The following is a 22,782-nucleotide window of genomic DNA, read 5'->3' on the forward strand; positions in this document are numbered from 1 at the left end:
TCGTTCAGAGGCTTGTCAGGAGCATTTTCCTATGTCGACCGCTTGTTCGCGCTTTCGCACGCAGCCAACAGCTGCTGTGCGCGCCACCATTTCCATCATGGCTCTCCTTTGCACCCTTCGTGCCGCTCAAGGCGAGGAGGCCAAGCTGCCAGAAGCGACGCTGAACACGTCTTCTCCTTCCGCCAAAACCGAATTGCCCGCCGTCGAAGTCTTGCAGGAAAGGAAAAAAGCCAAATCGGCGAAGAGGACGGCCTCCAAACAAATGACAGCAAATCCCGCGTCGGCCGAGAACCTTTCTCGGGCGGAAAAGGCAGCGCCAATCCAATCCGACGCCTTCACCCCGGTCAACGGGGAACGCATCGGCGATGCGGAACCAGGGACAAGTCAAAGCGGCGCCGGTCTCGGAGGCCGCTTTACGGGTTACACGGTCGTGGGATCCGCCGTTTCGACGAAGGATGGAATTGCGGTGATGCAAAACCCGGTGGCCGTTCAAGTGGTACCGAGGGAGGTCCTTGACGACCAGCAAGCGGTTTCAGTTCAGGATGCGATCGTGGGCAACGTCTCAAGCGTGCTTCCCTCGAGCGACACGTTCTATGATGGATTTACGATCCGCGGCTTCGACAGGGCAAATATCTACCGCAACGATTTGCGGACGCTCTCTTCGTCGCACCTCAACACGTCCAATCTGCAGTCGATCGAAGTCCTGAAGGGTCCAGCCGCCATGTTCTTCGGGCGGCTAGAACCCGGTGGCGTTGTCAACCTCGTATTGAAGCGCCCGCTCGACACATCCTACACGTCGGTTGAGGAGCAGGTCGACTCCTGGGGCAAGAGCAATACCTCTGTCGATACGACAGGTGCACTGACGCCAGACAAGACCTGGCTCTACCGGCTCAATCTCAATTATTCCGATGGCGACACGTTCAGAGACTTCGTGTGGAACCGGGATGTCTTCATCGCGCCGACAATTTCATTTCGTCCCAACAGCGCGTTTCGATTGAACGTCGACGTCGAATATCAGAACACGACCTTCGTCGCCGACGCCGACACAGCACTTCCAGCAATTGGAAACCGGCCAGCGCCTATTCCGATCAGCCGATACCTTCAAGACCCCGCGGTGACCGCTGCCGACCCTACCACGCAGGAGCGCGCGCTCATCGGATACGACTGGACCTATAATCTGAGCAGAGATTGGAGCGTCACCAATCGCTTTTCTTACGAGCACACCGACTACAACCAGCGAATAACCAATCTTGTGTCGCTTAATGAGACGACCGGCATCGCAGACCGCGGTTTATGGGACGAGGCCATATCGAGAGATGCTTACGCCACCAATCTCGATATCAAGGGCAATGTTCGCACTGGGTCGCTCAACCACGCCCTCCTATTCGGCGTCGACTATCAGAAATTTTCGGAGATTCCGAACGGCTATGCCGCTTATGCGGATCCGAATTACGGTACAAATCCGGTCATCGGTCCGATCAACATTTTCGACCCGCATTACAGCTTTTCAGGCTACGTGAAACCACCGAACAACGACCACGGCAACGCTCAGGAGTCTTGGGCCGGCGTTTATGCTCAGGACATGGTGTCATTCTTCAACGACCGGGTGCACCTGCTCTTTGGCGGCCGTTATGATTGGGCAGACACGGGGTACGGATACAGCAACACGTCCGCCGCTGAGGCAGCAGCTTCCGTCCGGACCACGCACGAAGAAGCCTTCAGCCCGAGAGCCGGCATCGTGATCCAGCCTCAGCCTTGGCTGTCGTTCTATGCCAACTACTCGAAATCGTTCGGTGCGACGAATTCCTTCAATAGCCCTCTTCCCGGCTCCGCGCCGCTCGCTCCTGAGGAAGGAACCCAGTGGGAAGGCGGCGTCAAATCGCAATTCTTCAACAACAGATTGACCGCCACGCTCGCGTATTACGACATCACGAAATCCAATGTCGCCGAACCGATCCCGGGCAATCCATTTTACTATCAAACGATAGGCTTGGTGGGCAGCCGTGGCTTCGAGTTCGATATCGCGGGCCGCATTGATGAGCACTGGAGCGTCATCGGAAACTACGCGTACGACGACGCAAAAATCCTCGATGACACGAATGGCAATCAAGGTCACCGACTGGCAAATGTGCCGCAAAACGCCGTCGGCATTTGGATCAAGTACGATGCCGACGGATCATTCAAGGGGCTAAGTCTGGGCGGCGGTGTGACGGTGCTTGGAGACCGGCAGGGCGATAACACGAACGATTTTGAACTTCCTGCCTTTGCCCGCGTCGACGCGATGATCATGTATCGCCTGCCCCGTTATCTGCTCGACTGGGGAAAGAATGCGACCTTGCAGCTCAACGTCAAGAATGTCTTCGACGAGACGTATTATCTGCATTCCTACGATCGCTTCAGCATCGCACCCGGAGCTCCGCGCACATTCATTGTTTCACTGCGGTCGGAGTTCTGAAAATGATTAGCGGCATGGCTACATCGGGTTCGGCTGCAACCGTCGCTGGCTCTTCCGGTCGCATTCGATGGATGCTGCGCTTCCTCCATCGAACGCTTGGGCATACGCTCGGCATCGTCTTTGTCGTCATTGGTCTGACGGGGAGCATGCTTGCTTACTGGCAGGCAATTGATGAAGCATTGAACCCCGGTGTTCTGCTGGTCGCTGCATCGCCACCGGAAGATCGTCAATACCGCCCTATCGACCAGATCATGTCCTCGGCGAAGGCGGCGATGAAACCGGGCGGAGAAGCACGAATTTTAATCATGCCTCGACACGAGAATGCTGCCGCTTTGGTGCTGTACGAAATTCAGCGCTCGGGAGGCGTCATCGATCTCCACGAAATAGGCATCGACCCTTACACCGCGACGACGGTCGGACAGCGTGCTATCCAGGAAGACGGCCGCACGCTTTCGATGCCCTTCATCCAAATCCTCATGAGCCTTCATTCGGCGCTTCTGTTGAACGAAGGCGGCGAAATTCTGGTCGCTGTCATCGCCACCTTCATGATCATCTCCATCATTGCCGGGATCTATCTTTGGTGGCCCCGCAATGGCAACTGGCGCCAAGCCATTACGATCAAAAGAGGCGCCAGCCCGGCACGGCGGATTTTCGACGTGCACCGGGTTACCGGGGCATGGACATCGATTGTACTCATTGCGATGCTGTTTACTGGCACCTACGTTATCATTCGCCAAGTAATGCCCAGTCTGCTCTCGTTCGTAGCGGGATCAGAAAAGCCATTGGATAGCTACAGGTCGGCGGCATCGCTGGGCGCTACTATCTCGCCGGGAGACGCTGTCAAGCGTGCTGAAGAGGCGCTTCCTGGTGGGAAGTTGTACTCTCTCAGCTTGCCGCAAAATCGCGAGGGCGTTTACATCGTTGGCCGGCAGTCGGTAGAGGAGCCAAACCGCGCCGCGACGTATCGCAACGTCGTCGTCGATCAATTCAGCGGGGCTGTGCTCACCATTCAAGATCGTGACAAGTTTTCCGCAGGTGAGACATTCAACGAATGGGTCTATCCGCTTCACTGCGGCGAAGCGTTCGGCAACTTTGGTCGCGGTGTCGTCATGCTGCTTGGTATCGTTCCGGCGCTGCTCTATTTCACTGCTCTTGCACGTTGGCTGAATAAACGGCGCGCAACGTCAAAATGACTGATCAAGTTATTCCGGCTGTGATGTAGAGCAAGCAACCGGAAGGACTAAAGGCCGATGGATGCGTACGGCCCTTCGGCGCGAAATGAAAATCTCCAGCCTTCAGCAGGAGATCGCCGAACTTAAGATCGCCCTGAATCACGAGGCACTCTTCGTCATCGTCGTGATCGTGAGACTGATAACGGGCGCCGGGTTTCATGCGAATGAGGGACGACTGACGATTTGCTTTCTCATTTCGCCACAGCAACGCAGTTTCGACGCCATCCGACAGCGGTCGCCAATCATAGGCATCGGCCCGCAGAGTAAGCGTCCCAGTCAGAGCGGCGTCGGCCTCAGCTATGCGAGTTTCGATGCCCGCAAACAAATCGGGCGGAGGCTCAGCTGGTGAAATGAGCGTAGCAAGCGGGGAGAGCCGCATCGCGATTGCGTCCACCGCATGATGCAGATCGGCTTCACGTTGCTCAATCGCACCAGCGTGTCTCCGCTCATCCTGACTTAAGCCTCCGAGCACCAGACCTGCCACCAGCTCTTCAAACTCGTTCGTCGTCATGAAGCCAAGCAATCTTGAAGTTTCGCCAACCCTCTGGTTACCCAGCTCTTCGCAGTTCCCAGTGGAACGCTCAGTTTCGATGACAGTTCCTCGTGTGTCAGGCCGTGGAAGTATGCCAGCAAAATCGCGCGAGAATACTTGGCATCGAGGTTCTCAAGGCACCGCTTGAGGCTCAGAGCTTCGACCGACCCTCCGCCAAGTCGTTCCGAAGCAGAGGACAGAAGTTCTTCGTCTGCATCGTCGAGCGATATGGATGTTCGTTTCGTCTGAGCCAATCTATCGAGCACGCAACGTCGCGTAATTGTGACCATCCAGCCAAGAGCAGGCCCTTTATCTCGGTTATAGAGGTTAGCCTTCTGCCAAATACGGAAATACGCCTCTTGGAAAACATCGTTGGCGGCGTCCCGGTCCCGAAGCATCTTTAGGCAGATCGGATAAAGGCGGGAAGAGGTGGCGTCGTAAAGTTCGCGAAACGCATTCTTGTTGCCCGAAGCGACTGCGACGAGCAAATCCTCGTTCGAAACGAGGAGGGAGTTCTGAGCGAAATTGGGTTTTGCGCCGATCATTCGCGCGGCACAATAGATGATGTTTTTCGCCTGCGGAAGACCATTTGCACTTGTTGCCGCAACGTAAAATAATCCGTCAACGGCGCTTTTCATAGACCGCTGAACCAATTATAGCCATAAGTTTCCCAATAGCCGCCTGTATACTCGTTGCCGATCTGAATTTCGCCGATGTGCTTGGGGTTCTTGAAACCAAGCTTCGTCGGCACGCGCAGCTTCATGGGGAAGCCATGTCGGCGCGGGAGAATCTGATCATCAAGGAAGAACGTAAGCTGCGTCTGCGGATGAAGTGCCGTCGCCATGTCGATGCTTGTCACGTAATTATCGTCGCATCGCATTGTCACGTACTTGGCTGTCTTGTCTGCACCGATCCTTGCTAGGAACTCGGAGAAGCGCACGCCCGTGAACTTGCCTACCGCGCTCCACCCCTCAATGCAGATATGTCGGGTGATCTGGGTCGTCCGCGGCAGTGCATAGAGCTGATCGAGCGTCCAGTCAGCTTTGCTCTCCACCATCCCAGTGATGTTGAGCCGGTAGGTTGTGGGATCGACGATCGGAGCTTTTTCGGGCGAGTTGGGAAGGTAGAACGAGTTGAATGGGAACGGTCGGGTGATCATGCTTTCGGGGTATTCACGCGCGAGTTTGCCAGGATTGAACAACCAAGCCTGAACGCGATCGTTAAAGTCGGACATAAAAGACAACGCTTGCTCTGCCGACGCTCCATCCACGACTTCCCGACCAGCCAGGAGCGTAAGCGTTCCCAGTCCGAGGGCGTTGCGGAGGAACAAACGACGAGTCGGTACGTCGAGACGGCGCGCTGCCTCTTTCAGCGCGGGACCCGTGTCAGGATGCGGTGATTTCTTGGGCGTCATTTGCGTGTGCATTCCGTTTGTCAGCGACCAATTATCATTGCTCTGAGGCTCTTCGGAACGATCAGCGACATCGTCACGTGCACAGCAAGAAACCCCACAATTGTGCACATGGCCGCGAAGTGCATGATGCGCGCGTTGTCGAAATCCCCGAACAACAAGGTGATCTCCTTGAGCTGCACCGGCTTCCAAATCGCAAGGCCTGTGATAATCGCCAGCACCCCCGCGGCAATTACGCCGGCATAAAGCGCGCGTTGAACAGCATTGTAGGTCGAGAGATCCTCGTGATCGAGTTTGCCCGACATCGCCGCCAATGCGTCACGTAGAACGTCGCCAGGCCAGATCGGAAAAAGCTTGCGACGAAACCGATCTGTCAAGAATCCGTATGCGAGATAGACCCCGCCGTTGATGACGAGCAACCACATGGCTGCGAAGTGCCAGCGCAGCGCTCCTGGAAATGATCCGCCCAGCGTCATCCATTCGGGGAAGGCGAAGGGCAAAGTGGGATATGCGTTGTGGATGCCCCAGCCGCTCAAAATCATGACGATCATTGCGAACGCATTGATCCAGTGCGTGATGCGGATCGCCAAGGGATGAATGGGTGGAGAAGGCTTTTGTAAAGCCTCTGAACGAACAGTCAGCGTGGTGCTTTGGGGCATTTCATGTGCCTCCGTGAAGTTCGCATTCCTACAAGAAATTTGGGGCTGGCTCCTGGGGGGAGGAGAAAGGAGCCAGCCCCGCCCGCATCACTTCGGCAGAAGGACGGTATCGATCACATGGATCACACCGTTGCTCTGGTTGACGTCGGCGATGGTGACCATTGCTTGGTCGCCCTTGGTGTCGGTGATCTCGATTGCCCGGCCTGCGGACGACAGGGTGAGCTGATCGCCCTCGACAGTCTTCAGTGTGGCCTTGCCATCGCCAGCCTTGATCTTCGCCTTCAGATCCGCAGCCGAAAGCTTGCCGGCGACGACGTGATAGGTGAGGACCGAGGTCAGCGTGCCCTTGTTTTCAGGTTTGAGAAGTGTGTCGACCGTGCCGGCTGGAAGCTTATCGAATGCCGCATTCACGGGAGCAAAGACGGTGAAGGGGCCGGGGCTCATGAGGGTATCGACGAGACCCGCCGCTTTGACGGCCGCGACGAGAGTGGTGTGATCCTTCGAGTTAACCGCATTCTCGACGATGTTTTTGGACGGATACATTGGGGCACCGCCTACTTCAACGGTCTTCTCTGCGAATGCGGGAGCGGCGATGGCAAGCATTGCCGCGATCATCGAAAACTTGAAAAGCGACTTCATGGTCTTTCTCCTGTGGAACTAAAATTGGTTCGGCGTTGATCGGGAGTCATGATGATTGACCCGACTGACCATGAGGTGCGCGAGTTGACGGATGCGCATTCTGCTGTGGTCGTTCGCAAGAACAGGGCAGCGAGCCAATTTGGATGCGCGGCGGAAAAAAAATTTTGGGCTGCGGCGAGCGCGGCAAATTATTATGCGAGGTGGTGAAACCACCCTCGCGTATTCAGCCGTATAGCCAGAGCAGCAAGCGCCAAGTCGACGGTTGCGCGGAGCAGAATGCTCGGGGAAGAAATGATGACAAGTCTGATGTGGCTCAGGTGGCCACTCCTCGCCGTATCCGCAGTTGTCCTCGCGGTATCAGGGCTAGCGGTCTGGCAACCGCTTAGGGCCTTCAACTTTGTGGTTCCCAAAGATGACGCAGCGAGCCTCATTGACAGTGGCGTGGCATATGGAGAAACCCCCCGCCAGCATCTCGACATTTATCGCCCGGTTCGCACCGCAAAGAGCCTTCCGATTGTCGTCTTCTTTTACGGCGGAGCTTGGAGCAGCGGGCGCAGGGAGGATTACACATTCGTCGGTAAAGCCCTCGCCTCGCGCGGCTATCTGGTGATCATTCCCGATTATCGCTTGGTTCCCGAGATCCATTTTCCGGATTTCCTCCTCGATTGCGCTGACGCGGTCCGTTGGACCAGGCGCAACGCTCAACGGCTCGGCGGCGATGCAAATCGCATTATTCTCGTCGGCCATTCGGCGGGTGCTTATAATGCCGCCATGCTGGCACTAGACTCGCGCTTTTTGGGTGACGATTACAAAGCTGTGCGCGGCTTCGCTGCTCTTGCCGCACCGCTCGATTTCCTGCCGCTCGATGATCCAGCAAGCATAGCCGCCTTCTCGCATTGGCCCCGCCTTAGCGAAACCCAGCCGGTCAATTTTGTAACGCACACGAGCCCCCCGGCATTACTGCTGCACGGCGCGGCCGACGAACGCGTCCGCCCGCGTAATAGCCAACGGCTAAAGATGATGATGGATGCAGCCGGTGCCCGGGCCCAACTACGCATCTATCCCGGTGTGACCCACGCGGGCATACTTCTGGCCCTTTCGAAACTTTCGCGCGGTACGGCACCAGTCCTAGACGATATAGATCGTTTCGCGCGAGAGATTACGCGCTAGCGAGCGGCGTGGATCGAGATCACTGATGGAGTGAGGCAAGGCCGCAGTAAGATGCGCAGCATGATCCCTATAGATCCGGCTTGTCGGTTGATAAAGTCGAACGAACACGCCCCGATTACGCCGCGCGAGCCTTTTAATGAGGTGGGCTGACGTCTTCCTGCAACATCGTCAGCTTTTCTTGAAACCCACCATTTCTTTGTCGCCCGAGAGCTTCGGGCGAAGCAGCTGCAAGGCTTCGTAACGCTTTTAGCAATGCAGCGGGAATTCGTGCCCCATCGGCAATGAGTTGCAACTCTTGGCGTGCTGAATCCGTACCTATACGTGAACGCGTAAAAAACGTTCGTGCATCAGCATAGAAAAGTGATCAGTTATGCCCATTTTTTCTCCGATAGTTCTCATCTTGGCTCTGATGGTTCTCGGCTTAACTAGAGGCGGCCCTAGACTTGGATTCTAGGGCCTCGAAACTACTTTACGCTGCTACCTGCGGCGGTCAGGATATCGGCTTCCTTCTGCCATGCAGAATCGTACCCCAGCCCCTGCGGCCGCGATACCAGTAGTGAGTAGAGTGAAGTGAACATGACAACCTCCATGTTTCGAGCGCACCCTAATGGCGCCGAAGGAGGCCTTTATCGGCTTGGTGCCGATGAACTGCGGTTACCGAAGATACACTTCAAAATCTGCTATTGGCTTCTGCTTGAAGGCGCGTCGTCAAACGTAAGCTGATCACGCGGGTGATCACCAACTCCGGGTCCGCCAACGGCACGATCAATTATGTGCACGACATCTTCGGCAACTGCTTCGCAGGGAAGCGGACATGCCAACCCGGGCGGGATGCTGACCCGAGCGCGTGATGACCCATACGGGCGAGCGCATCCCCAGCAGCCTCAAGCATCGCGGCGATCAAAAGTAACGAATAAGCGACGATGGGGCTCATGTCTTCGCCCCGCTCCCGCAGTTTTGGCGAAGCTGTTCCATAGAACTCAATCGCTGCGATCTTGATGTTGGATTGTCTCAGAGTGTCCGGCCGATGCTTTCGTCGGAAGAGCCCCGGACGACAAACAGCTCTCGCCATTCGCATGCGCCTGCAGCTCGACCTTTGGCAAAGGCGGACGAGGCGCGAGCGCTTGTTCCCAAGCACGTGCGAGAGAATAAACCAGCAAAGTTCCGAAGGCATAAAAGCTCAAGACAAAAATAATAACCGGGTAGGCATCGGTATCGTGCACGGCTCCCCGCTCCTCATCGGCCGTTTGCCAATCGTGCTCGTGGTTCTCGCAGCGCCCGCTAGTCTGCCAAAGGTGAACTTTCTGTCTGCAAGGCATCAACGACTCTTGGCGACGTCGTTGCGATTGATACGTTGATGCTGTGAACGGCGCAGCTTTGAGCTAAGTCGGACTTCTCTCCGGGATTGAGGATGTTGATATTGGCATGCGAAGCAGATGATTTCGGCCACTGCCCTTTAGGTGCAAGGAGGACGCCCTGAGGGATATCGCTGGATAGTCCAATCCGAAGCTCGATGCTGCCCGCCTTGCTGCTTACCTGTAAGAGACTCCCGTCGGTCACTCCTACCGCAGCGGCATCCAGCGGATTGAGCCAGGCATCGCAGAACTTCAACCGACGAAGTATTTTGCCGTCGTTCGCGTAGCTACTGTTCATCAGCCACTCCGACGCCGGCGAAAGCATCCGAAATTCGCCGGTCAATGGGCGATCTTCGACAATGGGGGAGGGAGCGAACGGCAGGCCCGCTTCCACAAACCGTTTCCCGGAGATCTCTATTTTTCCAGACGGTGTTTTGAAGTCGTGATTTTCAAATTGGATGGTCGGGTCGGCAGATGTATTCACCGTGCCTTTGGCTGCTAGGCTCTCGAAGTTCAACCCTGGTTGCGCTTGGCTCAAGATCGACGCGATAATCTCCTTATCGGTCTCGAAAAGTTCGGGCTCCGTCAGCCCCATTTTCTGCGCTAGACGTCGGAAGATCTCCTGGTTTGGCAGCGCTTCTCCTGGTGATGGGAGCGCTTGGGCCTGTGCAGAAAGCGTATGGTTGAAGTACGACATGACGACGTCGTCGAATTCCAAGAAGCTCGCCGCCGGCAGAACAAAATCCGCTAGATCGGCAGTGTCGGTTTGAAAAAGATCGATCGTGACTTGAAGCAAGTCTTCGCGCGCTAGCGCCTTGCGAAGTCGTTTCTGCTCTGGGCTGGAAGCGGCGATGTTGTTGTTCCAGGTGAAGAGAGCTTTGATGCTTGGATCTTCGATCCGGGAAGCCAAGTCCATGTGACTGATGGAGGAAGGCTCCGCGTTCAGGTGAGACGCAGCAAGATACGCACCATCAACACCGCGCGTATCCCAGCCGTTGAGGTAGAGAAATCCCGCGCCAAGCTTGCCGATGTTGCCCGTCGCCGCGGGTAACAACGCGACGGATCGCATGGCATTGCCGCCATACCGTTGCCGCTGGAAGCCTTGGCCCATCCATAACAAGGAGGGACCGTTTGAATACATTAGGGCGGCTTTTTCAATGAGATCCGCCGGAACACCAGTCGCGGCTTCCCCCCATTCGAGCGTGCAGGCGTCGAGTTGAGATTCGATCGTCTCCCAACCCTGGCAGAAGGCGTCGATGAAAGCTTTGTCGAGACGCCCAGCTTTCTTGATAACGGCTAGGAGGGCAAACGCGAGTGCTGCGTCAGTGCCTGGGAACAACTGGAGGTGAATATCAGCCCGCGCCGCAGTCGCATGGCGTATCGGGTCGACGACGATTGTTGGCACGCGATGGCCAAAGAGCCAATGCTCGTGGACGTGAGGAGCGGATGCCGAAGGGTTAGCGCCCCATACCAGAACGCAATGGCTCGAACCGATAGTGCGCGGATCAAAGCCGCGGGTCGATTCCCCATAAACCAACTGAAGCGCGGCATGCCCCGCCTTGTTGCATACGGTATCGGGGTCAACCTCGGTCGCACCAATACGATTGAAAAAACGCAGTGGGAAGCTACCGGCAACAAGCGAGCACGTGCCAGTGTAGTGCGTTTGCAGAACGGCTTTTCCGCCGCCGATATTGAGGATGGTCTTCAAACGCTCCGCAATCTCGTCGAGAGCAGCGTCCCAGGAAACGGGTATGAATTCACCAGACCCCTTGGGCCCAACGCGTTTTAATGGCCGCGATAGGCGTTCTGACTTGTCGCGCCACACCCCGTTATAAGCAATCGAGCATTTGCCGCAGAGCTTTCCCCGCGCCATGTCGTGGTCCGGGTCTCCAACGATCGAAACACCGCCATCGCTGGCCATTTTGACGAGGACGCCGCAGGCATCGTAGCAATCTCTCGGGCAGGTGGTTTTTATCGACGTTTGCGTGCTCATTGGCGTCTCCTGGATGACCGTACGATCGGCGTCAGAACGCGCATACCCGAACATGAGAGCTAAAAGAGGTGGCTATATCGCTCGATTTCCCATTCGCTGATCGATAGGTGGTAGCTCTCCCATTCGGTGGTCTTGTACTTGATGAATTCGCTTTTTAGCTCTGATCCGAGCGCTTCTTCGACGAGTGAATCGGCTGCGAACGCCGCCACAGCCTCTTGCAGGTTCTGCGGAAGAAACGCGATGCCCCGTGTCGTGCGCTCTCCATCCGAGATCGCATAAAGATTATCTTCGTTTGGCTTTCCAGGATCTATTTTATCACGAACGCCTTGTAGGCCGGCAGCGAGGGCGAGTGTCGCTGCAAGATAAGGGTTCACCGAACCGTCGGCGTTTCGCGATTCGCACCGGCCGCCACCCATAGGGACGCGCACCGAATTTGTGCGGTTGTTCGATCCATAGGAGTTGAAGACGGGTGCCCACGAGAAGGTGCCCATAGCGCCTTGTCTCACAAGCCGTTTGTAACTGTTGACCGTTGGCGCGAAAGCGGCACAGAGCGCAGCGCCATGACGGAGGATGCCGCCTATGAAGTGGTAGCCTGTCTCCGTTAAACCCAGGCCACGCGGATCGTCGGCCGGATCGCAGGCGAACGCATTGCGGCCGTCGGAGAGATCGGACAACGACATATTAAAGTGAGCCCCGCAGCCGGTGCGGTGCGCGAAAGGCTTAGGCATCATCGTCGCGATGAGTCCTTCCTCTTTGGCGTAATGTTTTGCCATGAAGCGAAAGAACGTGAGTCGATCGCAAGTCGTCAGAGCATCTGCATATCTAAAATCGAATTCGAATTGTCCGTTGGAATCCTCGTGATCGAAAGAATAAAGATCCCATCCGAGATCGTTCATGCAGGATGCGACTTTGTCGAGCCAGCCAAACGCGTTGACGAAGCCTTGCACGTCGTAGCAGGGCTTTGCCAGTTTGTCGTCCGGGTCGGGTATGGACAGGGTCCCGTCGGCATTCTTCTTCAGAAGATAAATTTCGCACTCAATGCCGAGGTTGAAGCCGAAACCCATCTCCGCGGCTTTGGCCAACTGGTTTTTTAAAGCCACACGTGTGCTGAGCGGATAAGGCTGGCCATGAAACGTCAGATCGGCGGGCATCCAAGCGAGTTTCGGCTCCCAGGGAAGCTGGACGACGCCAGAGAAATCCGGGACCGACGCGAACTCATCTTCGTTGGGTTCCTGTCCTAAGCCGTCGAGCGCGTAACCGGTATAGAGTTCCGATCCTGCAGCCATATGGGCAAGGTGAGCGATCGGCACGACCTTGCCTTTGGGCGTTCCGTGGATATCCACGTAAGCGCCGATACAATATTTCACGCCTTTCTTTTTTAGCTCTTTGTAGAGTTCATCGATTTTGGAGTTACCAACGACTGCCGCTTCCATGATCGCTCCGACAAATATCTGAGGCAAAGCTCGGGTGAAGAAAGACGATCCCGACGAGGTGCGGAGCGGTGGCGACTTGGTAACTGGCCGCCACCGCAATGCCGACTACAGGGAACTTGTCGCAGTGAAGGGATCACGTCCTGTCATCAGTAGACCGCGAGATAGTAGCCGAGAGCGACGGCCGCTGCCCCGCCGGCCAGCGCGAGATAGGGCAGAATGCCCGCTTTGGCCTCAAAGCCTCGCGAAGCGCTGCCCGGTTGCCAGTCAATCGCAAGAGCGGCTGGGAATTTGCCCTTGTCGGTCACGTAATGCCGATACCAAAAGACCGGCACAGCGAGGAACACGGTTATAAGTCCGGCCTTCAGAACGCCAGCGCCATAGGAGTTGGCCCCCATGCCGATGAGAAACATATCGAAGAACCCGAGTGCCGCGCCGATTGCGAGCAACCAGTTGGGTGCCTTGTAAGGACGCGGAACTCCCGGTCTATCAATGCGATGGATCCAGCCTGATTGCAGGTTGAGATAGATGAAGGTCAGATAGCAAACGTTGGAGATCGCGAGCAGGAACACGCTGTTCGACATCGTGAGCAGGATGATATTGAAAACAAGGTCAGTCCACATCGCCTTCATCGGCGTGCCGTGCATGTTCACTTTCGAGAGATACTTCGGAAGGAAACCGTCTACGGAAGCCTGGTAAAGCGTACGCGCCGAACCAGCGATTGCCGTTAGTACTGAAAGAAGAAGCGTAATAACTAGCATGGCAACGATAACGTTAGCTGCCATCCCCGTTGCGCCCACCATTTTTGCCATTGCGGCAGCGACCCCCGAACCGTCGTATATTCCCGGTTCAAGCAATCCTTTAAGTCCTAGGAAGGCCTGGAAGCTGATCGGCACGATTGCATAGAAGAAAAGACAAATGAGGCCGGTTGCGATAGCCGTCTTGACCGTGTCTTTGGCCGGATTCTTGAACTCGCGAACGTAGACGAGGCAGGTCTCTAGACCGTAAGTCGACCAAGCCGCGATGAACAGTCCTCCAACAAAAAGCGTGATGCCTGCCATATCCCAGTTTCCTGGAATGACGGCACCTTTCGCGTCATGTGCGAGCGGGACAAAAGGCGTAAAGGAACTCAGCGGCGCCGAACCCGTCAGCAGCGGGACGATACCGACGAGGCCGAGCGGCAGCAGCGACGCGACCGTAAAGATCATTTGCGCGCGTGACGCTTGGAGAATTCCACCGTGCTGAATGGCAAATGAGACAAGGACAACGATTACGCTCAGCAAAAAGTTGGAGTTGATGCGAAGCGAGAGACCGTCTTGGATCCAGTGCAGATCGACCAAGGTGAGCTGCCACGTGTTGACTACAGAATCCGCAGGAAACAGCGCGGTCAAAACGTAGCCTGACAAGATGCCGGTTCCGATCGCGATCACCGGCGACCAGCCAAGCCAATAGGTCCAAACTGAGATGGCAGGAATAGGCTTGCCGTACTCTAGCCAGGCCATAGCGCCAGCAATGGCCGCTCCACCGGATCGATGTGGGAACAGTCCCACGACCTCGGCGTAGGTAAACATCTGAAGCACGGCGATGAGAACTGAGATCACCCACACCAACCATGATGGAGATCCGACCGTCGCCGCGATTGCGCCGATCGAGAACAACACCAGTGCGGGCGCACCGGTTGCGATCCAGGTCGCGTGCGCCCACCCGATATCGCGTTTCAGGTGACCTGCATCGAGTTCGTGTTCGTAACTGGAAATTGCGACTTCTGACATTGGCTGAACCTTCCTGGCCGGAGCCTCGTGATGGCAAGCTAACGTCAGCGAGAAGGGCAACTTATGTGCCATCTCTCATATGCACTAAGTACTTGTTTCTAATAAGTTTTTAAACTTTCCTTGCATGAAAAATCTTTGAACTGCAAGAAGGATGTTCAAATTTTGGGTTTCGCATGACGAAAATTATTGCATTCTCTGGAATTAATCCGGATACGGATTAATAAAGCGTTTTAGCGCTCCCAATGATCGTAATTTTGCTGTCTTCGAGAACGGTTCCCAGGCGAGCAATGGTAGAAAAATCTTGATCCCGAACGAACGAGTTTGGGCATGAAGCATCATGCACAGTGGAAAATCTGAAGCTCGATTTCATCTCCCCGAAAGTGATGAATGAATGAGCAGTTCTTTAGATCGCTGGCTCGCGATTAGGCGCAGCGAGGCGCGAACCACATAACTCGACGTCTTTTCTTTATAGCTTATTTATAGACGCGCAGATCCCTCTCTAAGACACTTGAAGAGCAAGCAGGTGTGCGACGAGGAGTGGACGTTGCCGATCAAGCGCACGACTTTCACGCGGCGAAGAAAAGCGGTCGCAAATGTCGTTCAGCCAAGCACATCCTCCCACGTCGTAACCGCAGCCGGACTTCAGATTCGCGCTCTTCGCATCAAATTGGGCCTGACCGTCCAAGAGCTCGCAGCGCAGGCGAATGTATCGACCGCCATGGTCTCGAAGATCGAGAACGGATATGTCGAAGCATCCGTCGGATGTCTTGAGAATCTCGCACGTGCATTGAACGTTCCAATTACGGAACTTTTCGCGCAGCTCTATGAGGAGCACGACTGCACATATGCAAGAGCAGCGGACGCGCCGAAAGACGTGATAATCCCCGGTTATCAAAGCCAGCGCTTGGGCCACACCGTGCTCGGGCGTCTGCGAGCCGAGTTCAATCTAATCACTCTCACCGAGCGCGTGATAAACTTCGACTTGCTTGGTCGGACCGGAGCAAATTTCATTTATATGCTCGCGGGCCACGTTCTTTTTCGGTGCGGGAGCCAGACTTTCCTCCTCGCAAAGGGCGATTCTTTACTTCTTAATTTGACCGACCTGCATGGCCCCGAGGAGATCATCGCGCCGCCTGTGGCGTTCTTATCCGTATGCGCATTTTTGTTGGGATGACGACCGGGCCTCGAGGCATCGTAATCCCAGAAGTGGACCTCGGCAGGTGGTTTTGGAAGGTCGTTGTCGGCGACTGCCTCGACGTCGGCTTTCGGTGGTCAATCAGAAGCGTTCGTGATGACATCAACAACCGCGTTTGACCCGTAGCTGATACCGCCCAGGCGCTACCGGATATCCGCACGTACTTGGATCTGCCAGTGACGTGACTGGTAGCGCTCGCTTCCCCGCGCCCCTTGCTTACCCAAGGCCGCCCAGACCGTCAGTTGTGGATTTGGGTGAGCTGAACTTATACTGGACGACCGCTGAAATCATCGCTGAGGCGATTGCGAGGTAAAGGGGTCTCGTTCTGGCGAAACTAGCTTTGCAGATGAGCTCGCACATGAGCACTCGCGTGTCGAAGTCTGTGCTCACTCTCGCTCTGGGCATTTTTGCACTGCTCGTCGGTGTCGACAACATCATCGATTACGAAACCAACTTCGCTTTCGTTCAGCACGTTTTGTCCATGGACACTACGTTCCCCGGCAATAAGCTGATGTGGCGGGCAATCACCCTAGGTTGGGCGCATCACGCGGCGTATGCCGGCATTATCGCAGCTGAGTTGGCGGTCGGAATTCTGTGTGTAGCGGGGGCATGGCGTCTATTCGCGGCAAGGGCACGACCAGCGGCGTACTTCAATGAAGCCAAAGCACTTGCAGTCGTTGGGATGGCTGCTGGGTTTGGCCTCTACTTTTTCGGCTTCCTTGTCATTGGTGGGGAGTGGTTTCAAATGTGGCAGTCCGCGACCTGGAATGGTCAAGAGGCGGCCTTCAGATTTGCCTCCCTGTTCGGGTTGGTGCTGATCTTCGTCGCGATTGAGGATCTAGACTCATCTTCATGAAAGAAGTCGAGGTGCCACGCATGGACATGATCAACGCGGAAGGCGTCATCGCCGTCGGACACGCGGGACATGTTTATCTAGTGCAATTGGCCTCGGGAGAAAGGCTGTGGACGGTTGCTCTCGCCACTCTGGAGGGAGCAAGTGGGTGTGAAGGGCAGCCGGTTACCGTAGGCATCGTAGGCGAAATCATTCTTGCAGGCTCAATGGGCCACGTGTTCGCCATTCGGCTTAAAAGCGGTGAACTGCTGTGGCACAAGGAACAGCGCTTCCGCGGCTCAGGTGAGACGAACTTCGCATTTGTGACGCCAACAAAAGATTAGTGTGTCGATTTTAGAGAGCAAATCAAACTAGCCGCTCGTGCCGCCGCAGCGCTTGCCGGGATACGCAACATGCCAATGCCGTCGCAATATTTGCCTTTCCGCTTCTGGCCCACAGCGTCAGCAGGCAGATGGCTGCTTTCAACCGTCGCGTCAGAATGCGTACAGCTGAGTCTAGCGACCTAGATCCCAGCCTATGTCTAAGCTGAATCCGCCTGACCGAAGAAAATTTTTGGATTTTTTCTTTTAATATCAACAAGTTACTGGCGCCCCGTAGGGGACGGGGAATAAGGCATTGATTCTAAGCAATAAAAGCGCCTGCTACTGCTATTCTGAGTAGCAGCTTTTCGAAGCAACTTCCAGCTTGTCAACGAGGAGAGAGAGGCGAATGTCACCAGCTCGCAAGCATATCGAAGATGCTCAACACGATGAGACCACGACGCAGGTGTTGCTCGATATTCGAAAGCACATCGTAGAAGAGACCGTCGCTATGCAGCCTGCTTTTGACTACGATGGATTAGACGAGGAAGTGGCACAAGCGTGGGTGGACCTGTCGTATTAAGGCGAGCGCAGCAGGGCACCTGACGACATACGCGCGGCAGAGGGCTAATCAGTTTGTGTGGGTGAAGGCGTCGAGGTGGAGTTGATTGTGCCTATCTTAAGCGGTTTGGTCGCTTGCCCCCTGATAATCTCCAAACCGAAACACGACATACTGTTCGGTCCCCTGGCCCTCGGGGGGCTGAATGGTTGGTCCAGCACTCCCCCCGTGCGGCACCAACTTGTGGGCGTCGGCCATCCCCCCCGGCTGACGCCCATTCTCATCCTTTTCATTCTTTGCAAAGCTTTGACGTCCATCGTGACAATTCACGGTCTTGCGTACGAAGGCGGTCGTCTCTCTCTCCGGCGTCCGCTTTCGATTACGCCAAATGCTGTTGTTACAGTTGGAGCGTGAGAGTCCTTCCCGTCGGCCGCTTCTCGCGTTTCGCAAGCCCTGGTGAGGGCACAATCGCAAATCGCGACGCGCTCGTTCAGAGGCCTAATTTAGGAGATGGCTTAGATGCGTCAGGCGATGGTGCTTCAAACACCGGGGCGACCGAGCGAACATCATTGAAGCTATGCCGCCTTAGCCGTCGTACATAACGTTGTCTAAGCGTTGCATTAGACGCAATTCGTAATCGCGCGGATATGTTGTCAAATAGCGCGCTGCGCATTGAAAAACCTCGCTAGGCATGGCTATGTGCTATCGCAAAAAATGATTTCATGTTCGACTTGCGCTTCAACCCTGAGAGCAATCTCGCCCCTAAGAAGTAGCTTTGATGTTACGCGGAGCTACGCTTTGGCTGTCTGCACCAATGGCAGCTTCTAGATCATTAGGATCGATGGTCAGTACTTGCCGCGCAAAGCCGCCCAATATTTTCGTCGGTATTTCTATAGTTGTGGCAACACGCCTGTAAGCGACGAAGGACAAACCTTCGATCAGTTCTTCGATAGTTTCGACTTCGTATGTCCCCGCATCAAATTTTTCATTGACGCCCGCCAGCTCGAAGGGGCGCGAGAACGTAACGGATTTGCGTGTGGTTCGGTCGAGCAAGCTAGCCTCACTTTGTATGATCCGTTCCTCCTGCCGCCCCTAGCGCTGATGCTAGAGGCGACGCGCGAAAGAGGCGGAGCGTTAGAGCGATCGGCCGTTGGCAAATGCATCGACGTCCTTTTGGGCCTGGGCCTTGTCCAACTGGTACTTGGATTGAACCTGGGCCACGAGGTCGTCCTTGCTTTTGAGCGCAGCGACATCCGACGCACTGAACTTCGACCACTTAGCCGCGATTTCTGAGCGCATACCGATAGGGTGCGTTGCGTTGGCGATGTTCTCGGACATAATAAAACTCCTAAAAAGTCACAGAAAAAGAATGATAAGAACAAGATTTATTCAACCATCCGACTGAATAGATGGGCCTTCGCCTAGTGCATAACAAGAATAGTCGTGAGCTTTATTGAAAATAAATCCGCCTGTGTATTCGCGCTGGAATTTGAAGTACGTGGAAGATCAAAGCTGGAAGAAACATGAATACATGAAAAAATCGGACAATACTTGGTTGCGGGAAGCCATGAGCCGGAGCTTCCGACAAGTGTTAGCGTGATCTTCGCTAACACAGTCGACGCCTCTAGCTAATGACACGAAGTGGATGCTTGGCAGAAGGGCAATCAAGGGAAGCGAGCAGCATTGCGTTTGAATGCTGCCCACAGGTTCCGTGGCAGCGAATTAGGGTAGCGACTTTTTAACAGCAGGAATTGTCCACGAGCCGTCAAGGATCGAGGGGTCATCTGGGTTCGGCCAGTAGAGCCGCAGCATCAATATGAACTTATCTGGCGGAGCCGGTAGCCAGTTCGCCTCTTTGTCGGCTCCAGGAGACTTGTTCTGGATGTAAAGATCGACGGAACCATCCGCGTTCGGTTTCAGGTCTTGCCTGGCGCTGATGGAGTAGCGGTTCAGCGGGTTTTCGACGAAGAAGTACTTGCTGTTGTACATCGTCAGGGACCAGAAGCCTTTGGCAGGGGGCAGTCGGCCCTTGTCGAAGTGCATTACATAACTGTTCGCCCCGTCGTAATCGTCGCCGTTGGCGTCTTTTTGCGAGGTCGGGTATACGGCATCATCGGGGCGATTGGCTCCGAGACCGATGGCGGTAACGAGCGCTCGCATGAGATAGTCTGTTCCATACAATCCGGTCTTGGTCGTATAAGCAAAACCGTTGATATCCTTCACGTCCTTGTTGATCTTGAATTGCACCATGATCCGATCGAAAGCGACTTGCGGGATACGCTTTGCGAAGTCGGCCTTGAGCTTGCTAGCGTCAAAATCCTGACCAGGGACAAGGCCGATTTTTGCGAACTTAGCAAGCTCAGGCGCATCTTCTGCTGCCGGTGGATTAGACTTCATAAGGTGTGCAAGCAGCGTGAAATATTCTACCGCCGTCATCCGATTGACTTGTTCGCGTACGGCCGTCTTCATATCAATCGATGGGTCGACTGATCCCGCGGGAGGCGTGTAAGGTTTTCCGTAAGAACTGAGCGGAACTAGCTTAAATTCATCCTGAAGAGCATGGACTGCCGCGTAATCGTCAGGCGTCCCCGTGCAATAAATACGGCCAAGTATCCAAACAATGCTCGTCGGCGACTTGTACTCCGTGACGCCGGCCGGAAGTGTGCCCTGCCAGCCCGGCCCGGTGATCGCGTAGGTCTGCGCACCGGTGCCAGTGGTACGCTTCCCAGGCACCTGGAACACATTGGTCCACCCATCCAACATCGGCAGCAAGAAATAGCGGCCCTTCATATCGGGGACGCTGATGATCCAGGGTTCCTTGCCGACATCGATAAATGCGGTCGTGTAGAGAGTGTCGGCGTTTGGCGCGGTTACGTCTTTAAACGACGCATTTGGATATTGCCGCAGTTTGATCAATTGACCCATTGGAGCGCGTGTGCCCTCGGGCGAAGCCACATTCGTGATCACTCGCCGGGTCATCTCCATTGTCACAAGGGGATAGCCGTAAATATAGGCGTCAGTGGCCAGCCAAAAATCTTCACCTCCTTCAATGGCACCTAGGACGGGCCCATCCCAATCAGCGCGCGCAGAAGAAATGCCAAATGATGCTAGAGCAATACTTAAGTAAGTAAGGATCGCACGACGATCCTTTAATATTCTTCTCACGGTCATGTTGCTATCCCAGTTCGGGGTAGCGCCCCTCGACCCTAAGCCAATCTTTCATTGCTTTCGCGTTCGTGTCTACTAGGCGCGGCAAACAAAAAAATCGGCGATTAGATGAATTATTGGTATTAGCAGTCGCAGATACGTCATGCCTTTATCGCTTCGCGATCCGATGCACGACGAGCCAGAGCGAGAGACGCACAAACTTAAGTCTCTGAGGGGATCTAGCATTTGACTATCGTGGATGTGCAGCAATTGAATGCGCCTCATGCGCGCGGCGCGGATCGACTGGCGGGTGGCCTCCGTAGTCGGGAGATTGTTGGTAACCGGATGGCATTCTAGATTTCGAAGTCGGAAAGCTTCGCGCCCTTCTTCATCTTGCGACAAGACAATTCGGCTTTCTTCCTCGGCCTGTCCAGGTATCTGCGGGGTCTGTGGGGTTCGCATATTTGGCAATGCTCGGGGCCTTCGCTTTCGGAAGTTTTCCTCCGAATAGACCGCCTACGGAGAAGCCATGCTCGGTCGCGAAGTGTTGGCTCGACGACGTCAGACTTCGGAAGTTTCGCATCAATGTGGGAGCGATACGCGTTGTCGAGTTGGGCGTTGAAAGCGTCAGCTTGAATGTCGGTGCGTAAATGTCTGGACGCTCGCCATTATGTTTGCGGCGTGGTTTCTTCGGCGAGAGCGTTCGATATGGCAAAGGCGTTGGTGTCTACGTTGTCGAGTGATGCGACAGTGTCGAAGGTATAGGAAGTCTTTCTGGGCTATGCCCGATGCGTAGTATGATATTGCTATTTGTTTTCGTTCAACATGTCTTCGAAGGCTAATGGCCCATCTTACTGACGGTTCCGGTACATCCCGCGAATAACTTGAAACGCCGCGCAACTAAATCGTCCTCTCAATCGTTCTTGTTCTGATGGCCGAAATGCATGCGGGCGTGTCATCGTTTGAGTGCTATTCTTCCCCGTCAAACGGGTCCTCAAATAAATCGGCAAGTGAAATTGGCGCGGCGCTTTGCAGAGCGACGCCCTGGCGCCCGCTCGCAAAAAGCCGAAACATTCTATACTCAAGGAAAAAAGATGAGAAAAAATATCAGGACGATAACGGCGCTTTGTGCCGCCCTATCATTTGCAGCGTTCGTTCCAATGGCCGAAGCTCGCGACCTCCATAGGCATGGTGGTCAAGATCACGGTCGCGGTCACTACTCACACAACGGCTACCACGGCGGCCATTACAGAGGGCGGGGCCATTGGCATAACGGTCAATGGATCGCGCTCGGAGTAGGTGCAGCCATCCTTGGAGCAGCGGCTGCGGACAATGACGACTGCTATCGGCGAGATGGACGTCGCTACTGCAACTAGTCTCGACGACAAGTTGGTTTGAATATTAGCCCCGTCCGCGTAAGTGGTCGGGGTTTCTTACATGCAAGGCCACTTACGCAGAAACGGCTGCTTGCGCGATTATCAAGTCTCGGCAGAAAATACAGCCGCTGCTTGGCTGACGATAACGTACCTGTGCGCGGTTATTTCTTTCAAATAGTCCTCGCGCAGATTGTCGAGTTCGCCAGTCTTAAGGTGCTGCCACGGACCCTGGTCGCGAACATGCTCAGGCAGACTGTCGAAGCTGCCTACCTCGAAAACGAGATGGAGAGTTTGGTCTTTCGTCGAACGGCGGATGGAATATTTCATTGCCCTGTGTAGCACGTCGCGTTCGTCGACGTTGGCATAAAAAGAGCGATGGCGGGTGATACCATTGCTCCCCGGCTTTACCGGTCAGAATGCCGGATGCACTCTGTTAACGTCGCCCTTTCCGGTTTGAGGTCGGATAGAGCGACTTTTGCTAGCAAATCCCGAGTTCGAAGCGGCAACAAGAATTCCCGCAGTAACAACCCGCTGGCAGCGTGAACTTGCTCGCTCCGGCATTTGCCTTTTCGCGGCGATCCCGTCACGGCAAAGCTACGGGTCCTTTCCCATGTGGTTTCTCGTTGTCCTATTTATCAGGCTCGCCGTTTCAGCGGCTGAAGCGCTTAATCGCAAACAACTTGCTTAACAGAATGCTAGCGGATT

At 55.1% G+C, this 22,782-nt stretch carries 21 protein-coding genes; 7 read left to right on the forward strand and 14 right to left on the reverse strand.

Features of this window, described 5'->3' with window-relative positions:
- Nucleotides 1-31: 31 nt before the first annotated feature.
- Both EKK30_RS02050 and EKK30_RS02055 read left to right on the forward strand, forming a co-directional pair.
- A complete protein-coding gene (locus EKK30_RS02050) occupies nt 32-2,455 on the forward strand; it encodes a TonB-dependent siderophore receptor (protein WP_290979514.1) in 2,424 nt (807 codons plus the stop codon).
- 2 nt (nt 2,456-2,457) lie between these two features.
- The gene (locus EKK30_RS02055; protein WP_290979516.1) at nt 2,458-3,648 is read left to right on the forward strand and encodes a PepSY domain-containing protein; all 1,191 of its coding nucleotides are present in this window, start codon (nt 2,458-2,460) and stop codon (nt 3,646-3,648) included.
- 4 nt (nt 3,649-3,652) lie between these two features.
- Here EKK30_RS02055 and EKK30_RS02060 read toward each other — a convergent pair whose 3' ends face one another.
- From EKK30_RS02060 to EKK30_RS02080, 5 genes are all read right to left on the reverse strand, one after another.
- Nucleotides 3,653-4,198: a cupin domain-containing protein gene (locus EKK30_RS02060; RefSeq protein WP_290979518.1), complete on the reverse strand. Its 546-nt coding sequence runs from the start codon at nt 4,196-4,198 to the stop codon at nt 3,653-3,655.
- Nucleotides 4,195-4,857, reverse strand: a complete 663-nt coding sequence (locus EKK30_RS02065; protein ID WP_290979519.1) for a sigma-70 family RNA polymerase sigma factor — start codon at nt 4,855-4,857, stop codon at nt 4,195-4,197. The genes EKK30_RS02060 and EKK30_RS02065 overlap by 4 nt, the downstream gene beginning before the upstream one ends.
- A complete protein-coding gene (locus EKK30_RS02070; RefSeq protein WP_290979522.1) occupies nt 4,854-5,633 on the reverse strand; it encodes a molybdopterin-dependent oxidoreductase in 780 nt (259 codons plus the stop codon). Before EKK30_RS02070 ends, EKK30_RS02065 begins: the two co-directional genes overlap by 4 nt.
- A gap of 20 nt (nt 5,634-5,653) precedes the next feature.
- Complete coding sequence (locus tag EKK30_RS02075) at nt 5,654-6,289, reverse strand: cytochrome b/b6 domain-containing protein (RefSeq protein ID WP_290979525.1); 636 nt, start codon at nt 6,287-6,289, stop codon at nt 5,654-5,656.
- Between the two features lie 87 nt (nt 6,290-6,376).
- A complete protein-coding gene (locus EKK30_RS02080) occupies nt 6,377-6,904 on the reverse strand; it encodes a fasciclin domain-containing protein (protein WP_290979596.1) in 528 nt (175 codons plus the stop codon).
- 300 nt (nt 6,905-7,204) lie between these two features.
- Here EKK30_RS02080 and EKK30_RS02085 point away from each other — a divergent pair, with 300 nt between their 5' ends.
- On the forward strand, nt 7,205-8,098 hold the full coding sequence (locus EKK30_RS02085) for an alpha/beta hydrolase (RefSeq protein WP_290979528.1): 894 nt from the start codon (nt 7,205-7,207) through the stop codon (nt 8,096-8,098).
- A 769-nt stretch (nt 8,099-8,867) separates the two neighbouring features.
- On the opposite strand, the gene EKK30_RS02090 is transcribed toward EKK30_RS02085, so the two are convergent.
- The 4 genes from EKK30_RS02090 to EKK30_RS02105 form a co-directional block, all read right to left on the reverse strand.
- Nucleotides 8,868-9,170, reverse strand: a complete 303-nt coding sequence (locus EKK30_RS02090; protein ID WP_290979531.1) for a hypothetical protein — start codon at nt 9,168-9,170, stop codon at nt 8,868-8,870.
- 209 nt (nt 9,171-9,379) lie between these two features.
- Complete coding sequence (locus EKK30_RS02095) at nt 9,380-11,446, reverse strand: molybdopterin-dependent oxidoreductase (protein ID WP_290979534.1); 2,067 nt, start codon at nt 11,444-11,446, stop codon at nt 9,380-9,382.
- A 59-nt stretch (nt 11,447-11,505) separates the two neighbouring features.
- On the reverse strand, nt 11,506-12,879 hold the full coding sequence (glnT, locus tag EKK30_RS02100; protein ID WP_290979537.1) for a type III glutamate--ammonia ligase: 1,374 nt from the start codon (nt 12,877-12,879) through the stop codon (nt 11,506-11,508).
- A gap of 146 nt (nt 12,880-13,025) precedes the next feature.
- A complete protein-coding gene (locus EKK30_RS02105) occupies nt 13,026-14,648 on the reverse strand; it encodes an APC family permease (protein WP_290979540.1) in 1,623 nt (540 codons plus the stop codon).
- A gap of 544 nt (nt 14,649-15,192) precedes the next feature.
- Between EKK30_RS02105 and EKK30_RS02110 the strand changes: the two genes are divergently transcribed.
- The 4 genes from EKK30_RS02110 to EKK30_RS02125 all read left to right on the forward strand — a co-directional run bounded on the left by EKK30_RS02110 (nt 15,193) and on the right by EKK30_RS02125 (nt 17,578).
- Entirely contained in the window at nt 15,193-15,822 is a 630-nt protein-coding gene (locus EKK30_RS02110) for a helix-turn-helix domain-containing protein (protein ID WP_290979543.1), read from the forward strand.
- A gap of 379 nt (nt 15,823-16,201) precedes the next feature.
- On the forward strand, nt 16,202-16,699 hold the full coding sequence (locus EKK30_RS02115) for a DUF2165 family protein (RefSeq protein WP_290979545.1): 498 nt from the start codon (nt 16,202-16,204) through the stop codon (nt 16,697-16,699).
- Complete coding sequence (locus EKK30_RS02120) at nt 16,696-17,019, forward strand: PQQ-binding-like beta-propeller repeat protein (RefSeq protein WP_290979548.1); 324 nt, start codon at nt 16,696-16,698, stop codon at nt 17,017-17,019. Before EKK30_RS02115 ends, EKK30_RS02120 begins: the two co-directional genes overlap by 4 nt.
- A gap of 385 nt (nt 17,020-17,404) precedes the next feature.
- Nucleotides 17,405-17,578: a hypothetical protein gene (locus tag EKK30_RS02125; protein WP_290979551.1), complete on the forward strand. Its 174-nt coding sequence runs from the start codon at nt 17,405-17,407 to the stop codon at nt 17,576-17,578.
- A 738-nt stretch (nt 17,579-18,316) separates the two neighbouring features.
- Here EKK30_RS02125 and EKK30_RS02130 read toward each other — a convergent pair.
- From EKK30_RS02130 to EKK30_RS02150, 5 genes are all read right to left on the reverse strand, one after another.
- Complete coding sequence (locus EKK30_RS02130) at nt 18,317-18,607, reverse strand: hypothetical protein (RefSeq protein WP_290979554.1); 291 nt, start codon at nt 18,605-18,607, stop codon at nt 18,317-18,319.
- An 81-nt stretch (nt 18,608-18,688) separates the two neighbouring features.
- On the reverse strand, nt 18,689-18,892 hold the full coding sequence (locus EKK30_RS02135) for a hypothetical protein (RefSeq protein WP_290979557.1): 204 nt from the start codon (nt 18,890-18,892) through the stop codon (nt 18,689-18,691).
- Nucleotides 18,893-19,276: 384 nt separating this feature from the next.
- Nucleotides 19,277-20,725 carry a DUF1254 domain-containing protein gene (locus EKK30_RS02140; protein ID WP_290979560.1) on the reverse strand — a complete coding sequence of 483 codons (1,449 nt, stop codon included), beginning with the start codon at nt 20,723-20,725 and terminating at the stop codon, nt 19,277-19,279.
- A gap of 364 nt (nt 20,726-21,089) precedes the next feature.
- Nucleotides 21,090-21,284 carry an H-NS histone family protein gene (locus EKK30_RS02145; protein ID WP_290979599.1) on the reverse strand — a complete coding sequence of 65 codons (195 nt, stop codon included), beginning with the start codon at nt 21,282-21,284 and terminating at the stop codon, nt 21,090-21,092.
- A gap of 895 nt (nt 21,285-22,179) precedes the next feature.
- Nucleotides 22,180-22,404 carry a hypothetical protein gene (locus tag EKK30_RS02150; protein WP_290979562.1) on the reverse strand — a complete coding sequence of 75 codons (225 nt, stop codon included), beginning with the start codon at nt 22,402-22,404 and terminating at the stop codon, nt 22,180-22,182.
- Nucleotides 22,405-22,782: the final 378 nt, after the last annotated feature.

The sequence above is a fragment of the Hyphomicrobium sp. genome (assembly GCF_003987855.1).
In the GTDB taxonomy this organism is placed as follows: domain Bacteria; phylum Pseudomonadota; class Alphaproteobacteria; order Rhizobiales; family Hyphomicrobiaceae; genus Hyphomicrobium_B.

Bases quoted from the DNA above. Each gene is read 5' to 3' on its own strand.
- EKK30_RS02115 (WP_290979545.1), top strand. From the start codon at position 16,202: ATGAGCACTCGCGTGTCGAAGTCTGTGCTCACTCTCGCTCTGGGCATT.
- EKK30_RS02080 (WP_290979596.1), bottom strand. From the start codon at position 6,904: ATGATCGCGGCAATGCTTGCCATCGCCGCTCCCGCATTCGCAGAGAAG.
- EKK30_RS02055 (WP_290979516.1), top strand. From the start codon at position 2,458: ATGATTAGCGGCATGGCTACATCGGGTTCGGCTGCAACCGTCGCTGGC.
- EKK30_RS02065 (WP_290979519.1), bottom strand. From the start codon at position 4,857: ATGAAAAGCGCCGTTGACGGATTATTTTACGTTGCGGCAACAAGTGCA.
- EKK30_RS02140 (WP_290979560.1), bottom strand. From the start codon at position 20,725: ATGACCGTGAGAAGAATATTAAAGGATCGTCGTGCGATCCTTACTTAC.
- EKK30_RS02095 (WP_290979534.1), bottom strand. From the start codon at position 11,446: ATGAGCACGCAAACGTCGATAAAAACCACCTGCCCGAGAGATTGCTAC.
- EKK30_RS02085 (WP_290979528.1), top strand. From the start codon at position 7,205: ATGCTCGGGGAAGAAATGATGACAAGTCTGATGTGGCTCAGGTGGCCA.
- EKK30_RS02090 (WP_290979531.1), bottom strand. From the start codon at position 9,170: ATGGCGAGAGCTGTTTGTCGTCCGGGGCTCTTCCGACGAAAGCATCGG.
- EKK30_RS02145 (WP_290979599.1), bottom strand. From the start codon at position 21,284: ATGCGAAACTTCCGAAGTCTGACGTCGTCGAGCCAACACTTCGCGACC.
- EKK30_RS02070 (WP_290979522.1), bottom strand. From the start codon at position 5,633: ATGACGCCCAAGAAATCACCGCATCCTGACACGGGTCCCGCGCTGAAA.
- EKK30_RS02135 (WP_290979557.1), bottom strand. From the start codon at position 18,892: ATGTCCGAGAACATCGCCAACGCAACGCACCCTATCGGTATGCGCTCA.
- EKK30_RS02060 (WP_290979518.1), bottom strand. From the start codon at position 4,198: ATGACGACGAACGAGTTTGAAGAGCTGGTGGCAGGTCTGGTGCTCGGA.
- EKK30_RS02075 (WP_290979525.1), bottom strand. From the start codon at position 6,289: ATGCCCCAAAGCACCACGCTGACTGTTCGTTCAGAGGCTTTACAAAAG.
- EKK30_RS02105 (WP_290979540.1), bottom strand. From the start codon at position 14,648: ATGTCAGAAGTCGCAATTTCCAGTTACGAACACGAACTCGATGCAGGT.
- EKK30_RS02150 (WP_290979562.1), bottom strand. From the start codon at position 22,404: ATGAAATATTCCATCCGCCGTTCGACGAAAGACCAAACTCTCCATCTC.
- glnT (WP_290979537.1), bottom strand. From the start codon at position 12,879: ATGGAAGCGGCAGTCGTTGGTAACTCCAAAATCGATGAACTCTACAAA.
- EKK30_RS02120 (WP_290979548.1), top strand. From the start codon at position 16,696: ATGAAAGAAGTCGAGGTGCCACGCATGGACATGATCAACGCGGAAGGC.
- EKK30_RS02050 (WP_290979514.1), top strand. From the start codon at position 32: ATGTCGACCGCTTGTTCGCGCTTTCGCACGCAGCCAACAGCTGCTGTG.
- EKK30_RS02125 (WP_290979551.1), top strand. From the start codon at position 17,405: ATGTCACCAGCTCGCAAGCATATCGAAGATGCTCAACACGATGAGACC.